The organism is Weissella tructae (assembly GCF_000732905.1).
GTDB lineage: Bacteria > Bacillota > Bacilli > Lactobacillales > Lactobacillaceae > Weissella > Weissella tructae.
Window position 1 is genome coordinate 1,076,154 of record NZ_CP007588.1, and the last position, 13,509, is coordinate 1,089,662.

Annotated in this window: 14 protein-coding genes, 1 tRNA gene and 1 pseudogene; 1 reads left to right on the top strand and 15 read right to left on the bottom strand. The window is 40.9% G+C overall.

Annotated features, from left to right (window positions below; translation table 11 throughout):
• Positions 1-143: 143 nt before the first annotated feature.
• From WS08_RS05255 to miaA, 9 genes are all read right to left on the bottom strand, one after another.
• Positions 144-1,496 carry an MFS transporter gene (locus WS08_RS05255; protein WP_009496166.1) on the bottom strand — a complete coding sequence of 451 codons (1,353 nt, stop codon included), beginning with the start codon at positions 1,494-1,496 and terminating at the stop codon, positions 144-146.
• A 224-nt stretch (positions 1,497-1,720) separates the two neighbouring features.
• Positions 1,721-2,290, bottom strand: coding sequence for a YdeI/OmpD-associated family protein (locus tag WS08_RS05260; RefSeq protein ID WP_009496167.1), 570 nt, complete (start codon positions 2,288-2,290; stop codon positions 1,721-1,723).
• A gap of 108 nt (positions 2,291-2,398) precedes the next feature.
• Positions 2,399-2,472 (bottom strand) — tRNA-Arg (locus WS08_RS05265).
• Between the two features lie 64 nt (positions 2,473-2,536).
• On the bottom strand, positions 2,537-3,055 hold the full coding sequence (locus WS08_RS05270) for a hypothetical protein (RefSeq protein ID WP_009496168.1): 519 nt from the start codon (positions 3,053-3,055) through the stop codon (positions 2,537-2,539).
• A gap of 3 nt (positions 3,056-3,058) precedes the next feature.
• Entirely contained in the window at positions 3,059-4,084 is a 1,026-nt protein-coding gene (locus tag WS08_RS05275) for a hypothetical protein (RefSeq protein ID WP_009496169.1), read from the bottom strand.
• A 1-nt stretch (position 4,085) separates the two neighbouring features.
• A complete protein-coding gene (locus WS08_RS05280) occupies positions 4,086-4,955 on the bottom strand; it encodes a hypothetical protein (RefSeq protein WP_009496170.1) in 870 nt (289 codons plus the stop codon).
• Positions 4,956-5,093: 138 nt separating this feature from the next.
• Positions 5,094-6,440 (bottom strand): type I glutamate--ammonia ligase, encoded by a 1,347-nt coding sequence (gene glnA / locus WS08_RS05285; protein ID WP_009496171.1) that lies wholly within the window; start codon positions 6,438-6,440, stop codon positions 5,094-5,096.
• A gap of 46 nt (positions 6,441-6,486) precedes the next feature.
• Complete coding sequence (locus WS08_RS05290; protein WP_009496172.1) at positions 6,487-6,828, bottom strand: MerR family transcriptional regulator; 342 nt, start codon at positions 6,826-6,828, stop codon at positions 6,487-6,489.
• Between the two features lie 65 nt (positions 6,829-6,893).
• On the bottom strand, positions 6,894-7,817 hold the full coding sequence (miaA, locus tag WS08_RS05295; RefSeq protein WP_009496173.1) for a tRNA (adenosine(37)-N6)-dimethylallyltransferase MiaA: 924 nt from the start codon (positions 7,815-7,817) through the stop codon (positions 6,894-6,896).
• An 85-nt stretch (positions 7,818-7,902) separates the two neighbouring features.
• On the opposite strand from miaA, the gene WS08_RS05300 reads away from it, so the two are divergent.
• On the top strand, positions 7,903-8,085 hold the full coding sequence (locus WS08_RS05300) for a DUF3042 family protein (RefSeq protein ID WP_009496174.1): 183 nt from the start codon (positions 7,903-7,905) through the stop codon (positions 8,083-8,085).
• 109 nt (positions 8,086-8,194) lie between these two features.
• Here the strand turns inward: WS08_RS05300 and WS08_RS05305 are convergent, their stop codons facing one another.
• From WS08_RS05305 to WS08_RS05330, 6 genes and pseudogenes are all read right to left on the bottom strand, one after another.
• Entirely contained in the window at positions 8,195-8,590 is a 396-nt protein-coding gene (locus WS08_RS05305) for a rhodanese-like domain-containing protein (RefSeq protein WP_009496175.1), read from the bottom strand.
• A gap of 78 nt (positions 8,591-8,668) precedes the next feature.
• A complete protein-coding gene (locus tag WS08_RS05310) occupies positions 8,669-9,655 on the bottom strand; it encodes an ROK family glucokinase (protein WP_009496176.1) in 987 nt (328 codons plus the stop codon).
• Between the two features lie 141 nt (positions 9,656-9,796).
• A pseudogene (locus tag WS08_RS05315) lies at positions 9,797-10,002 on the bottom strand (YqgQ family protein).
• Positions 10,003-10,032: 30 nt separating this feature from the next.
• Positions 10,033-10,743, bottom strand: coding sequence for a rhomboid family intramembrane serine protease (locus WS08_RS05320; protein ID WP_009496178.1), 711 nt, complete (start codon positions 10,741-10,743; stop codon positions 10,033-10,035).
• Positions 10,736-11,296 carry a 5-formyltetrahydrofolate cyclo-ligase gene (locus WS08_RS05325; protein WP_009496179.1) on the bottom strand — a complete coding sequence of 187 codons (561 nt, stop codon included), beginning with the start codon at positions 11,294-11,296 and terminating at the stop codon, positions 10,736-10,738. The genes WS08_RS05320 and WS08_RS05325 overlap by 8 nt, the downstream gene beginning before the upstream one ends.
• Before the next feature lie 100 nt (positions 11,297-11,396).
• Positions 11,397-13,463 (bottom strand): peptidoglycan D,D-transpeptidase FtsI family protein, encoded by a 2,067-nt coding sequence (locus WS08_RS05330; protein WP_009496180.1) that lies wholly within the window; start codon positions 13,461-13,463, stop codon positions 11,397-11,399.
• Positions 13,464-13,509 lie beyond the last annotated feature (46 nt).

A 13,509-nucleotide genomic window follows, 5' to 3' on the forward strand; every position in this document is an offset into this window, starting at 1 on the left:
ATTTGTGAGTTCCACAAACACAACGTTGTTTATTATAAACCAATTTACAGATTAATGCAATCTTTCTCATATATAGGTAAGCTTTTTACCTAAAACAAAAACCATTCCCTAAGAAATGGCTTTGCATCAGTATCTCTTACTGTCTAGTGAACAGCATCTTGTTCTTCGCGTGCAATCACTTTACGTTCATTCATTGACAAGAATGTCAACAATAGAACAGCTGCGGCTGCGGCTGTAAATAGGACGTAATTTGATGCTTGCCAACCGTAGATTGATACCAAGATACCAATCAAGGCAGTTGCTAATGTTTCCCCAACCATGTATTGGAAGAATCCCATAAATCCAGTTGATGATCCAACCGCGAACTTAGGCACAGCTTCGTTAACCATCAATCCAACCAATGTTAATGGTGCGTAAATCAATGTTCCCATGATAAACAAGGCAATGATGATGTATGTGTGGTTCATTGTTGTAAAGTAAACGAACAAACATCCAGCTAGTCCAACCACACACGCCAAACTAACAAGGGCGCGACGACCCTTCAAAAAATCAGAAACCATTCCCAAGATAATAACCCCTGGTACAGCAGCTAATTCAAACATTCCAATCAACCACTTGGCTTGATTAGGATCAAATCCCTTTTCATCACGCAAGTAAGTTGGAATCCATGACATGATTCCAAAACGAATCAAGTACATTGACATTGATGTTAGTGTAATCGCCCAAACAATCTTGTTTGTTAGGATGTACTTCTTGAAAATTTGTGGAATTGTCAACGTTGTTGTTTCTGATTCAACAACCTTACCATCAGCAATAACTTCATCCCCTGCGTATTCACTAATGCTTGGCAATCCAACTGATGTTGGACGGTCAGATCCAACAATCAAGATGAAGGCTGCGATCAATAGTGATACAAATGATGCTGTGTAGAAGACGGCTGGCAATGAACCAGCAAACAAGAAGGCAGACAATTGAACAATAGCCACACAGACAAAGGCTCCAGCATTGTGCGCTGATGACCAAATTGAGTAGATTGTTCCACGATTCTTACGACCCCACCATAGTTGTACTAACTTTTGACAGGCAGCGGCTCCCATTCCTTGTGTAATTGAAATCATCAACATCAATCCAACCATGATGTAGAAGTTTCCAGTTGAACCCAAGAAAATGTTTAGGATTGATGACAAAATCAATCCAGTGGCTAGGTATCGATTAGGATTACTCTTATCACTCAACGCTCCCATGAAAAGCTTAGAGAATCCATATCCCACACCGAAGGTTGATAGAATCAACCCCATTTGTGCCAATGATAGGTTGTATGTTTCCATAATTGCTGTTTGTTCTGTGGTAAAGATCAAACGGATAACATAGTAACCAATGTACCCAATACATGTGGCCAGCAACACACCTAATTGATGCTTGCGGTATGACCCTGCCACCTTATCCGGCGCAACCTTAACCGCAGCATCTGGTGCTGGCTTCAAAAAATTAAACATATACTCATTCCCTCCAATTTTTGACTACCTCATTTGTAACCGTTTACATTATCACGCTATAAATGGTATACGTCAAGAAAATAATCTTAAGTTTTATTATATTTTTTAAAATCTAAAAATATATCATGTTGTTAACAAAAACATGCAATACCTTTACAAACACAGCTACAGCAAGTCTTACCCTCATTTCCTGGTCCATAAACTCATGTCAGGTTTCTTTTTATTTACTGTTCCCACAGGCGTCCATTATCATGCCATTGACCAATCATTTTGTTCTCATGCAAGGCAGAAATGAATTTTTTTAGTCGTTTTGTATAGACTTCTGGCGTATCGCTAACACTTTGAATTGTATCAATACGAATACGTGTATAGAGCTCAGGTAAAGCGGTATAGTTTTGATACACTTCATCATCCGCGGTAATAGCTGTCCAAATATCATCATTGATCTGAAATGCTTGTACATCCATCTCAGGCAGAACCTTTCGCCCAGCATCAGTCATCAATCCTAGTTTTTCTAACCGTCGTACCCGCTCTTTATTCAATTCAGTCCAGTTACTACGCTTTGATCGTGGTGATAAACGTTGCACGGTTTGTGTATCACTCAATTTCTTTTTCGTGCTATCTACCCAGCCATAACAAAGGGCGGCTTCTACTGCATCTAAATACTGTAACTTGTCCGTTTCCGGCTTAATACTAACTGTCACCCAACAGACTGTTTCTGATTCAGCATGGTCCGCCAACCAAGTCAAAAGTTCACTTTGATTTTTAACAGTTAATAAATTTTCAATTTCCATATTTCCCAACTTTCTATTGATATTGTATTTTTTCAAAACGTCAGTTGATAACAAAAAACCACCATCAAAATTGATAGTGGTTTCAAGGCATTTGAATATTTGCATCGATGTACCTGGTGGGGTTCGAACCCACAATCGCTCGGGTAGAAACCGAGTGCATTATCCAGTTATGCTACAGGTACTCCTTAGAATGCATGTGTAAAACACTGCCTTTCCATTGTAGCCTGATTTCATATGGGATACAAGTTAATCATTATCCATTTGTAGCGTTTTACATACCGCTAGATGTAGATCTTCTGGCATGATCTGCAATTCAACTAGACCCAGCTTCAAAAATGAACGCCATGCATGTGAAAAATCACTCTGACGCTTTTGATGATAGCTATTTAGTAACATCGTTTTGATGCCCATAAATTGGTGGCCTAATTGACGTTGTGGGAAACGTGAAAACTTCGCTAAGTCTTCATCTTCCATCACCATCAAATGCGTCCATTGCATTTGATTTGCTGCTTCTAAGAATAATGCCATTGCATCAGCATAAGCCTGAATGGTATCAGTTTCTGATACCTCACCAGTCGTTGTAGATGCAATTGTGGGTTGATATGCCCCCACCTTAGTCATTAACTGACTAAGTGCTACATCTAGGTTCAAATACACGTTCAACGGCACGTCATCGCGTTTTACAGGCATTTCCCACTCATAGCTCATATCAGCATGCAAAGTTCTTGCAGCACGTAAATACGCGGCAAAATCTAAACTTGTCATCTATTAGTCCTTCTTAGGGTGCAGAATTTCAACAACAACCTTATCCGCTTCAACTTCAGGCATCACTTCGGCGACACTTGGGTTTTGCGCAACAGAGAACAAACGACTAATGTCATGTCCCAATCCAGTTTGCTCAGCGAACAATTCTTCATCATACGCTAGTTCAAATTCTTGACGTTGACCCATGTACCAAGCTGCCAAAAAGTCATTTTCTAGGAACAAGTCCATAATTGAAACGGCATCTTCGCCATCCAACACTTGGATTGACCATAGCTTTTCTTCCCCAGTTTGGAACAGACGTAATTCAACGTTATCCGCTAGGACCATCACAGCTTCATTACCCACACGTTGCAAAACGTACGGTGTCGCTGCTGATTGGACAAATAAGTTATCCAAAACGGCTGCTGTGTTTTCTGTTTGCATGACACCATAAACATATTCGTTCGCTGTTTCCAAGACATTGTAGTCTACTGCGTAACCTAATGTTTCTTCCATGTAGCGCGCCCAGTCTAATAGCATCTTTGTGAAGATCGTACGATCCTTAGCATCCCCCAACTTATCAATCAATAAGTCAGCCAATGCATGGGCGTTGAACTTAATTTCACGACGTTCTAATGACCAGTAGAACAAACGCAATCCTGTACGTACTTCAGTAAATGCTGTTCCTCCACGTTCACCTTCATTTGGCACAAATGCAAATGCAGCTGTTGCGCCAAAGCCAGGGAATGTCAAATGCATCTCTTCGTGTGCTTCGGGCAAAATCATGTCGTAACCTTCAATACCTGCTAATGACATGAAGCGGCTCAAAGCTACCAAATACCAATCAGCGTGTGAGTATTGACGTGGCACTGTCACCCACACCGTTTCTAGCTTAGTTTGTGTTAAAAATTCAGCTAGTGTTTGTAGTTCTTCAGGTTGGTGCTTAACAGTTAAATCGCGTGCCGCTGTATTAAAGTGATTAATTAGCGCTAAATCCGCATCAATACTATCTTCGTATTGAATCAAGCGGTCTTGTAAACGATCTGTCATGTTAGTTACCTCCTTCTGAACGTAGGGCCTTCAAATAGTCACCATATAATGTGTTGATTGCCGTTTCAAATTGTGCGAAATCACCAAAAGTATCATCAATTGCACGTTGTTCATACAACAGAATTGTATCTTCCTTTGAGTATTCCAAAATCTTCGCATTGTTTTCAGCAATTACTGCTGGCACTTCATCAGCCTTGGCATCCAAAGCATCTAACTTAGCCAATTCTTCAATCACTTCTTCACGTTCGTCAGCGTTACCACGACCTAAGAAGAAGCCATTCTTTTCGCCCATATCTTCTAGCTTACGTTCTAATTCACGACGTTCAGCATTACGTGTTTCTTGTGAATCTAGCAACTTTTGGTGAATTTCATTTGTCTTTGTTGTTTCTTCGATTGATGCTGCATGGTAACGTTCATCGTTTGCGGCCATTTCAACGGCACGGCTCAACATACCATAGGCTTCATCATCAAAGATAAAGTTTACTGCCAACGGATCTAGAATTCCAAAACGACGGCGTCCCCACCAGTTACCGAAATACATTTCAAATACACCTAGATGTGTTTCTTCATAATAGAAGAAAGGGAATTTTTCAGACAAGTAAGCAATTAACTTCGTTGCCAAATAGTGTCCCATATCGTGGTGCATGTTGTTTACCAACCAAGGCAAATCAGCATCATATTCTGTCACTTCCACATTGTTCAATTCTAATTCAAAGCGACGTTGGTCTAGTAATTCGTATACCTTCAAGTCATCCTCTGCAGCAATTGCTGCTTGGACAGCTTGAATATAGTTGATTTTAGTATTAAATTTTTGGTTGATGATAGCATCGTTGTTCGCTACCTCAGACGTTAAGTACGGAATCTTTTCCATGTCCATTCCCTCCTTCACAAGGGTCATATTCTATTTTCAAACTAATACTATCATAGCAGAAAAAACAAAAAACAGGCTTATCTTTATCGGGAGATAGGCCTGTCTTTAGACTTTCATATAACTTACTTTACATTTATTTTAGTATTGGTCCAAATACGTATCCAATTCCCATTGGGAAACAGCTTGACGGAAGGCCTTGTATTCCAAGCGCTTAGCATCTGCAAATGTACGCGCCATGTATGGTCCAATCGCATCTAACATGACAGTATCTTCTTCAAAACTCATCACCGCATCCAACAATGTATCTGGCAAATCAGTAATTCCCGCCTTGCGACGTTCTGATTCATCCATCAAGTAGATGTTTTGGTCAACTGAATCACGTGGTTCAATATCACGGCGAACACCATCTAGTCCTGCACCCAAAACGGCTGCAAAGGCCAAATATGGGTTAGCTGTTGGATCAACTGTACGTAATTCTAGACGTGTTGATTGTCCACGAGAAGCTGGTACACGCACCATTGGTGAACGGTTTGAACCAGACCAAGCAACATAAACTGGCGCTTCAAATCCTGGTGTCAAACGCTTGTATGAATTAACCGTTGGATTCGTAATGGCTGTGTAGTTCGCAGCGTGTTCTAGCAATCCACCTAAGAATGCATAGGCAGTCGCTGATAGTCCATCGGCACCTTGTGCATCAAAGAAGACATTCTTACCTTCCTTGAACAAAGACATGTTAACGTGCATACCGTTTCCGTTAATACCCGCCACTGGCTTTGGCATAAAGGTTGCGTACAAACCATGCTTACGTGCAATTGTCTTAACAATCAACTTAAATGTTTGGATGTTATCCGCTGCATCTAACGCATCGGCATACTTGAAGTCCACTTCATGTTGTCCAGGTGCCACTTCGTGATGGGCCGCTTCCACTTCAAATCCCATCTTTTCCATTTCTAGCACAATTTCACGACGTGTGTCTTCACCCATGTCAAGTGGTGCCAAGTCAAAGTAACCACCCTTGTCATTCAATTGTGTTGTTGGGTTTCCGTATTCATCCAGCTTGAACAAGAAGAATTCTGGTTCTGTTCCCAAATTAAAATCATCAAAACCAGCATCATTCATTTCACGCAATACACGCTTCAAATTATTACGAGGATCACCTGCGAATGGTTCACCATCAACAGTGTAAATATCACAGATCAGACGTCCAACCTTACCACCACGACTGTCTGTCGCCCATGGGAAGATTAAGAAAGTTGATACATCTGGATACAAGTACATGTCTGATTCTTCAATACGAACGAATCCATCGATTGAAGATCCATCAAACATCATCTTGTTATCTAGAACTTTTTCCAATTGTGACACAGGAACTTCCACATTCTTGATTGTTCCAAAAACGTCCGAGAATTGTAGACGCAAAAATTCTACGTTCTCACTCGCAATAATTTCTCGGATGTCATCCTTCGTATAATTCTTACGTACCATAATTTCTCCCCTTTAATTCACAACATCATCACATTCTATTTATCTACTAAAATTGTGCACGATCTGAAAAGCGTCCAATAGATAGCATTTCATCAGCCAAGAAGCGTCGTAGCTCTTGTTCTGATTTATGGGCTTCTTTTTGCTTTTGCTTGTGCTCAACGGCGCGGATTTCTGCAATGCTATATCCAGCATCCATGTAATCTGCAATTTCAATTAGACGATCAATGTCGTCTAATGAATAACGTCGTTGCTTACCCGCGCCACGCGAAGGCTCGATAAGCGCTTGTTGGTCATAATAACGGATTTGACGATCCGATAGACCAGTTAACTCACGCACAGCACTAATCGTTAAGACTGCTAAGTCTCGTCGTAATGTTCGTTCACTCATCATGCCTACCTCCTATACATAAGTATTTTAGCATTAAATGAAAAACGACCAAGGGAGAATGTTATTTATTCTGACACGAAATCTGTAACTTCTTCTAGTATAACGTTTAACGTGTCAGGTTTTTGAACTAAGTCCTGCCAATGAATGTCTGTAAATTGATTATTGAACCAAGTTAGTTGTCGTTTTGCATAACGTCGTGATGCCATTTTCAACATTTCACTCGCATCATCTAACGACATGACACCTTCATGGTAGCCAAATAATTCTTTATATCCAATTGCTTTACGGGCTGTTGCGTCTTCTGACAAATCGTAGACACGGGATACCTCAGCCATCAAACCTTCTTCTAACATCATATCTACACGCTTATTGATACGTTCGTATAAAATATCACGGTCCGTGTTCAAACCAATGATATACGCATCATATTGACGCTTAGGTTCTGGCTGAAGACTTGAGAATGGAACACCCATTTGTTGACTAATCAATAAAGCACGCTTTAAGCGACGAATTTGGCCTGGTAAAATACGTTCCGCGCTCACCGTATCTACGGCTTGCAATGCTTCACGTAATCCCTCTTCACCATGTCGTTGCACTTGATCATCCCAGTAGGCTTCAAATGCTGCATCGGGACGTTCCTCAATTTGTGATAACGGACGGTCGCCCAATAAAGCCTGCACATAAAATCCAGTCCCACCAACCAAGATAGGCACCTTACCACGGTTTGTAATATCTGTAATCGCCGCTTGCGCCATTTCGACAAATTTAGCCGCTGAATAATGTTCTTCTGGATTGGCAATGTCAATTAAATGGTGTGGCGCTTGGGCTTGTTCTTCATGTGTGGCTTTAGCCGTTCCAATATTTAGCTCACGATAAATTTGCATTGAATCACCTGATACAATTTCACCATTGACTGCTTTAGCGATTTCTAATGAGAGACTTGTTTTACCGACTGCGGTTGGTCCGACAATCACAATTAATTTTTGCATATCTTATCCTTTTATATTATTTCATTCAAAATTATTATGTGAATATGTTAAAATGAGATATTACATCATAACGGAGGATTAACACATGAACAATTTTGGTAAGGGTGTTTTAGCTGGAGTCGTGGGAACAGTGGCAGCTGCCATTGCGGCTGGTGTAGCTTTTCATGAAACTGCTGTAAAGCCAGTTGAAGAAATCGAAGCAAAGTTCGACGAAACAGAATTCAAGTCAGCTCGCAAGGCTGCACATTCACACGGATCTCGCTACTAATCTAGCATCCATCTTAACATAAAACGGAGACAGCACTTCATGTGCCGTCTCCGTTTTTTTATGATTTTATTTTATACTGCGATATCTAACTGATATACCAGCACTTAGATTAAACCAAGTTAGACTTTGTACGTCCTGTGTAGGCCGTAAATCCACCCTTTAGAATGTAAATATCTGAATATCCATCATTCTTCAAATCCTTAGCTAAACGAGCAGCTTGTTGCACATTACTGTCGTACAAAAAGACTGGCTTGTCCTTACGCAACGCAGCGTGGTTTTCCTTCAACATTGGGTAAGCGATGTTACGTGCTCCCAACACATGCTTTACCTTAAATGCTGCAGCATCACGCAAGTCAACAACTTGTTGTCCACGACCTTGTTCTTCAAAGTCAGCAGATTCCAACAAAGTTGCATTGTTCTTTACCAAAGAACGCATGCGGAAGTAGTTAAATCCTACCCAAATGGCGATAGAAATAAATAATGCTAATAAAATATTCAAGAACATGATAGTCCCCTTTCCCAGTAGCCAAGACTACCTTATAACCCTTATTAATAAAAAAGCGCCCGAAGGCACTTAATCAAATTAGTCGTTTGCGTTTTGAGCAGCTGCAGTTTGCAAAGCCAATGAAGCAGCTCCGTATGCACCAGCATCATTTCCCAATTGTGCCAAACGTAGTTCAGTCACATCACGAGTTGTCTTAAATGCGAAGTTTGCAAATTCCTTTTGTACACGTTCTAGCAAGAATGTTCCTGCTGCTGAAACACCACCACCGATAACAATCTTTGATGGGTTCAATGTGTTAGCCAAGTTAGCAGTTGCCAATCCAAGGTAGTAAGCAACCTTGTCCACAACTTCGTTAGCCAAGAAATCATTTTCCTTTGCCAAGTCAAAGACAATCTTTGATGTTACTTCATCACCATCATCAAGCATCTTCTTTAGCTTTGAGTCACCCATGTAGGCGTCTGCAAGATCGTGGGCCAAGTGAACAACACCAGTAGCTGATGCATATTGTTCCAAACATCCTTGGTTTCCACAAGTACATTGGTAACCGTATGGTTCAACCACAACGTGTCCAACTTCACCAGCAGCTCCGGCTGTTCCATGAATCAACTTACCTTCATGAATCAATCCACCACCGACACCAGTTCCAAGTGTCAAGAAGGCAACTTCTGGTTCGTTGTCTCCGGCACCACGCCATTGTTCACCCAATGCAGCTGAGTTAGCGTCATTGTCAATTGTTACTGTGAAACCAGTTCCAGCTTCAATTTCGGCACGAACGGCACGAGGTTCGCGCCAGTTTAGGTTAAAGGCGCCTTGAACAGTTCCATCTTCTTGGTTAACTGTTCCAGGTGTTCCCATTCCAATTCCAATCACACGTTCCTTGTCCAATTGGTACAAGTCCAAATGGTGGTTTACTGATGCGATAACATCTGGCACGATGTGGTTTCCATCATCCAAAATGTTTGTCTTGATTGACCACTTTTGTTGGATTTCTCCATCTGCAGTCATAATCGCAAACTTTACTGTTGTTCCACCTAAATCAATTCCAATTAACTTATCTTTAACCATGTCCATACCCTCATTGCATTTTATGTAATCCCTTAACCGATGTAAGGGTTTTCTTGTTTAACCACAAGGGTCATTATATCTTAAAAAACCGTGAAATAAAAGGGCTTTCATTATTATTTTCACACTTTAGTAAGTAAGTTATTAATATTCTTGTCTTTTTGTCTCAGATTCATGTTCATGTTGCAAAACCAACTTAATTTGGGCATATTCTTTGGGTTGAATCAACCAGCTCGCGCCATATTGTCAATTTCAATTGCAGCTAATTCGATGTCCCACAATCGATTTCCCAAGTGGACATAAATGTCATAACGCTTCAAAAGGTTCAAAACATCTAAAAATGTTTTCATTTGTGTTTCTTGCATCTTATCTATACCTCATTATGAAAATGTTGTTAAGCGCGTAAATGCCCCGGTTAATAAGATCAAAAACACCGTAATAATCATTAGTAACGCGATTATACGTGTCATTGTTGTATTTTTGAAGGTCATCTTGGCATAACGGCTTTGTAATAGATTACCCGTAACAGCTAACCCAACAATAAATCCACCGACATGGCCCCAAATACCAATTGTCGGGTCAAACAAACTAAACAACAGGTTCATGGCCACGAAGATTAACATTGTTTGCATTTGTTGTACCCATGCACCACGACGCTTTTCTTGTAAGCCTAAGTAAATCACAGCCCCTACCATGGCAAACGCACCACTGGATGCACCAATATAGATAACATTTAATGAGCCTAATGTAATGGATAATAGACTACCACCCAAAACTCCCAAGATAAAAATTGTCGCCAATTGAATAGACCCTAGGGTTGTTTCTAAAATCTTACCAATAAAGTAGATCACAACCGTATTCATTAAAATATGCATCAATGATGCATGGATGAAGCCAGCGGTTAGAAGACGCCACCATTCACCGTCGACCCCGACACCTACCGTTACTAATCCACCAAAGTCATATAGCGTTGAAAGACCGATAGTTAATCCACCAGAAACGACGACTTCAGCAATATAAATCCCAACCAACAACAAACATAAACCAATTGTCACCGGTTGTTGCTTAGCCTCTCTCATAAAATTATGCATGTCTTTCTCCTATTCTCACGATTGTATCTACTGACACATCAAATGGTTCTACGTGCCAATTTGGGGCTACAGTGATCAACTCAGTCGCCGCAATCCCCATAGTTGATATTTCTTTATGTTCCGCTAAGAACCGATCATAGTAACCACCACCAAAGCCAACACGGTCTCCTTGCTCACTAAAAGCAATTCCCGGCACCATAATCAAATCTAATTCAGTTACATCTATTAAGACATCCCCGATTGGCTCAAGCATGCCAAAACGGTGTTTTTCATACTGCGTCGTCTCATCAATCTGAATAAATTTCAACTGATGATTAGGCGCAACACGTGGTAGATACACTTTCTTCTTTTGTAACAATGCGGTCTGAATCAATAACTCGGTTGGTAATTCATTTGATTGCGATAATGTTAACGCGATATGCTCAGCATTTTGCCAAACGTTTGTTGCGGTCACTTGTCTAACGACAAATTGCATTAGCGTTGCACGTTCCTCGCTTGTCTGGTTAGCATAGTACGTTAACCCATTTTCTCTTATTTCTGCTTTGGTCTTCATACGCGTATTATCCCTCTTCACTGTACAAAAAAACTGAATCATTTCTGATTCAGTTTAACATACTACACACTAATCAGTGGATTATCTCCAAGGTTAGTATCTATTTATCAGCGTCTTTTTTCTTATCTTCACCCTTTACAGGGTTAACTTTTACGTGCTTCCAGAAAGAATCTAGAATTTCGTTCGCAATCGTTTGATTAACAATTGTTTCCATTTCCGCTGGCACACCAGGGATTACAGCGGCAATAGCCACGTCCTCACCAGGGACAAAAGCAACGATTGAATACGTCAACGTACTTGCACCGTTTGTAAATGTTTCGGCCGTTCCAGTCTTCGCATAAACCGTTGGCTTTTGCTTTTGCAAAGGACGTCCTGTCAAAAACTTACTATTTCCATTTACAACTTTTTCCATACCATCCCAGATAACCGCACGTTCTGCAGCAGTCCAGTTAATTGTTCCTAGCACTTCTGGGTCAACTGTTGTCGCAACACGATCTTGACGACCGTTTTCACGATGTTGAATTTCTTGAACAACGTGTGGACGCATACGGTATCCACCATTAGCGATGGTAGATACATATTGCGCTAATTGCATCGTTGTATAAGTGTCATACTGACCGAAAGATTCGTCCAACGCATTACCAATACGCTCACGGCTTGCTTCACCACGAACCCCAGCTGTTTCACCAGGCAAATCGATCCCTGTTTTAACACCCAATCCAAACGCATTAAATCCTTGACGCATCGTTGTAAAGATTTCTGGATCCAAACCTCCCAGGTTCATCCCTGGTGAGTAATTCAAACCACCCATCTTTAGCATCAATTGCATCACGTATGAGTTGGATGACACCATCAAAGCATCTGATCCACTCAATGGAATTGAGTTTTCACCCTTCTTGTTAAACCAAGAAGTCTTAGATGCCGTACCGGCAATATCAATCGGCGTATCAACGAACACATTGTTTTCTGGCGTAATCGTCTTCGTTAACAATCCTTGCGTAATCAACGCCGGCTTAACAACAGACCCCACAACGGCTGAACTATTAATCGTCGCCATCGCATCATCTTGTGACTTACCGTCTGAATTCGTAATTCCATTCATCGCGTAAATCCCACCAGTTGTCGGATTCATTACAACAGAATACGCACCTTGGGTTGTTCCACCCGGCATATTGTCACGTAAGATTTTTTGGACATCAGCTTGGAATTTAGAATTAATCGTCAAGGTCATGTTATCCCCAGATTGTCCGCTAAAGCGCACCTTTTCGACTGGTTCTCCATCTTTAACTGATAATTCAACTTCACGTTTTGTTCCACGCAGTGCATCTTCATAGCGCATTTCTAAGTTAGAAGTTCCAACTGAGTCATCTCGTGAATAACCTTCCGTCAACATTTGATTAATGCGATCTTCTGGCAATCCAGTTGTTGATGTTGAAACACGCCCAAGAATTGAAGCCATCAAGTCATCGTCCTTAACTCCTTGACGCTTGTAGTACAAACCAACACGTACGCCAGGCAATTCAGCTTGACGTTCTCCAATGCTGGCGATTTCTTGGTCTGTGACTCCTTCTTCCTTTAGGTAAACCGTTGACAAAGCATACGCATTCATCATCTTTTGGAAAATCATTGCCTTATTCTTTTCATCATCAGACAATTGCACGATGTCATTATGGTCATTGACGTATGTCGTCAAATCTTTCACATATTGGTCAGTTCCTGGTGCACGCTTAGTGCCACTCAATTCCTTAACCTTCTTTGCATTATCTGGATTATTTAGGTAATAAAGATTCATATTCGTTTGAGACAAACGCTTTGTATCAATCTTAATCAATGCTCCTACCGAATTAGCCAAGTCATACATTTGCTTTTCATTAATCAGCTTTGGCTTTGTAAAGGTAATCGCCTGACTTCCTTCGTTAGACACTAACTTACGGCCAGTACTGTCGAAAATCATCCCACGTTGAACACCAATTTGCTCAACACTAACTTCCGCACTGTTTACTTCATTTTTATACATGGCACTATTGGTAATCTGTAAATTCGCTAGACGGATCGCTAACAAACCAAGCATCACAATAACAATTCCCATCAGAATATTTAATCGTGTTGGAATACGTGATGAGGCTTGTCGCTTTGATCGTCCACCGCGTCGTTTTGGTGCTTGCATGGTGTAACCCCTTTAATTTGTTCTTCTTGTAATGTTGCTATTGTAG

Excerpts from the sequence above, each read along its gene's own strand:
- WS08_RS05260 (WP_009496167.1), bottom strand. The coding sequence starts at position 2,290 with ATGGAAATTGAAAATTTATTAACTGTTAAAAATCAAAGTGAACTTTTG.
- WS08_RS05310 (WP_009496176.1), bottom strand. The coding sequence starts at position 9,655 with ATGGTTAAAGATAAGTTAATTGGAATTGATTTAGGTGGAACAACAGTA.
- WS08_RS05300 (WP_009496174.1), top strand. The coding sequence starts at position 7,903 with ATGAACAATTTTGGTAAGGGTGTTTTAGCTGGAGTCGTGGGAACAGTG.
- miaA (WP_009496173.1), bottom strand. The coding sequence starts at position 7,817 with ATGCAAAAATTAATTGTGATTGTCGGACCAACCGCAGTCGGTAAAACA.
- WS08_RS05305 (WP_009496175.1), bottom strand. The coding sequence starts at position 8,590 with ATGTTCTTGAATATTTTATTAGCATTATTTATTTCTATCGCCATTTGG.
- WS08_RS05330 (WP_009496180.1), bottom strand. The coding sequence starts at position 13,463 with ATGCAAGCACCAAAACGACGCGGTGGACGATCAAAGCGACAAGCCTCA.
- WS08_RS05255 (WP_009496166.1), bottom strand. The coding sequence starts at position 1,496 with ATGTTTAATTTTTTGAAGCCAGCACCAGATGCTGCGGTTAAGGTTGCG.
- WS08_RS05275 (WP_009496169.1), bottom strand. The coding sequence starts at position 4,084 with ATGACAGATCGTTTACAAGACCGCTTGATTCAATACGAAGATAGTATT.
- WS08_RS05320 (WP_009496178.1), bottom strand. The coding sequence starts at position 10,743 with ATGCATAATTTTATGAGAGAGGCTAAGCAACAACCGGTGACAATTGGT.
- WS08_RS05280 (WP_009496170.1), bottom strand. The coding sequence starts at position 4,955 with ATGGAAAAGATTCCGTACTTAACGTCTGAGGTAGCGAACAACGATGCT.
- WS08_RS05325 (WP_009496179.1), bottom strand. The coding sequence starts at position 11,296 with ATGAAGACCAAAGCAGAAATAAGAGAAAATGGGTTAACGTACTATGCT.
- WS08_RS05270 (WP_009496168.1), bottom strand. The coding sequence starts at position 3,055 with ATGACAAGTTTAGATTTTGCCGCGTATTTACGTGCTGCAAGAACTTTG.
- WS08_RS05290 (WP_009496172.1), bottom strand. The coding sequence starts at position 6,828 with ATGAGTGAACGAACATTACGACGAGACTTAGCAGTCTTAACGATTAGT.
- glnA (WP_009496171.1), bottom strand. The coding sequence starts at position 6,440 with ATGGTACGTAAGAATTATACGAAGGATGACATCCGAGAAATTATTGCG.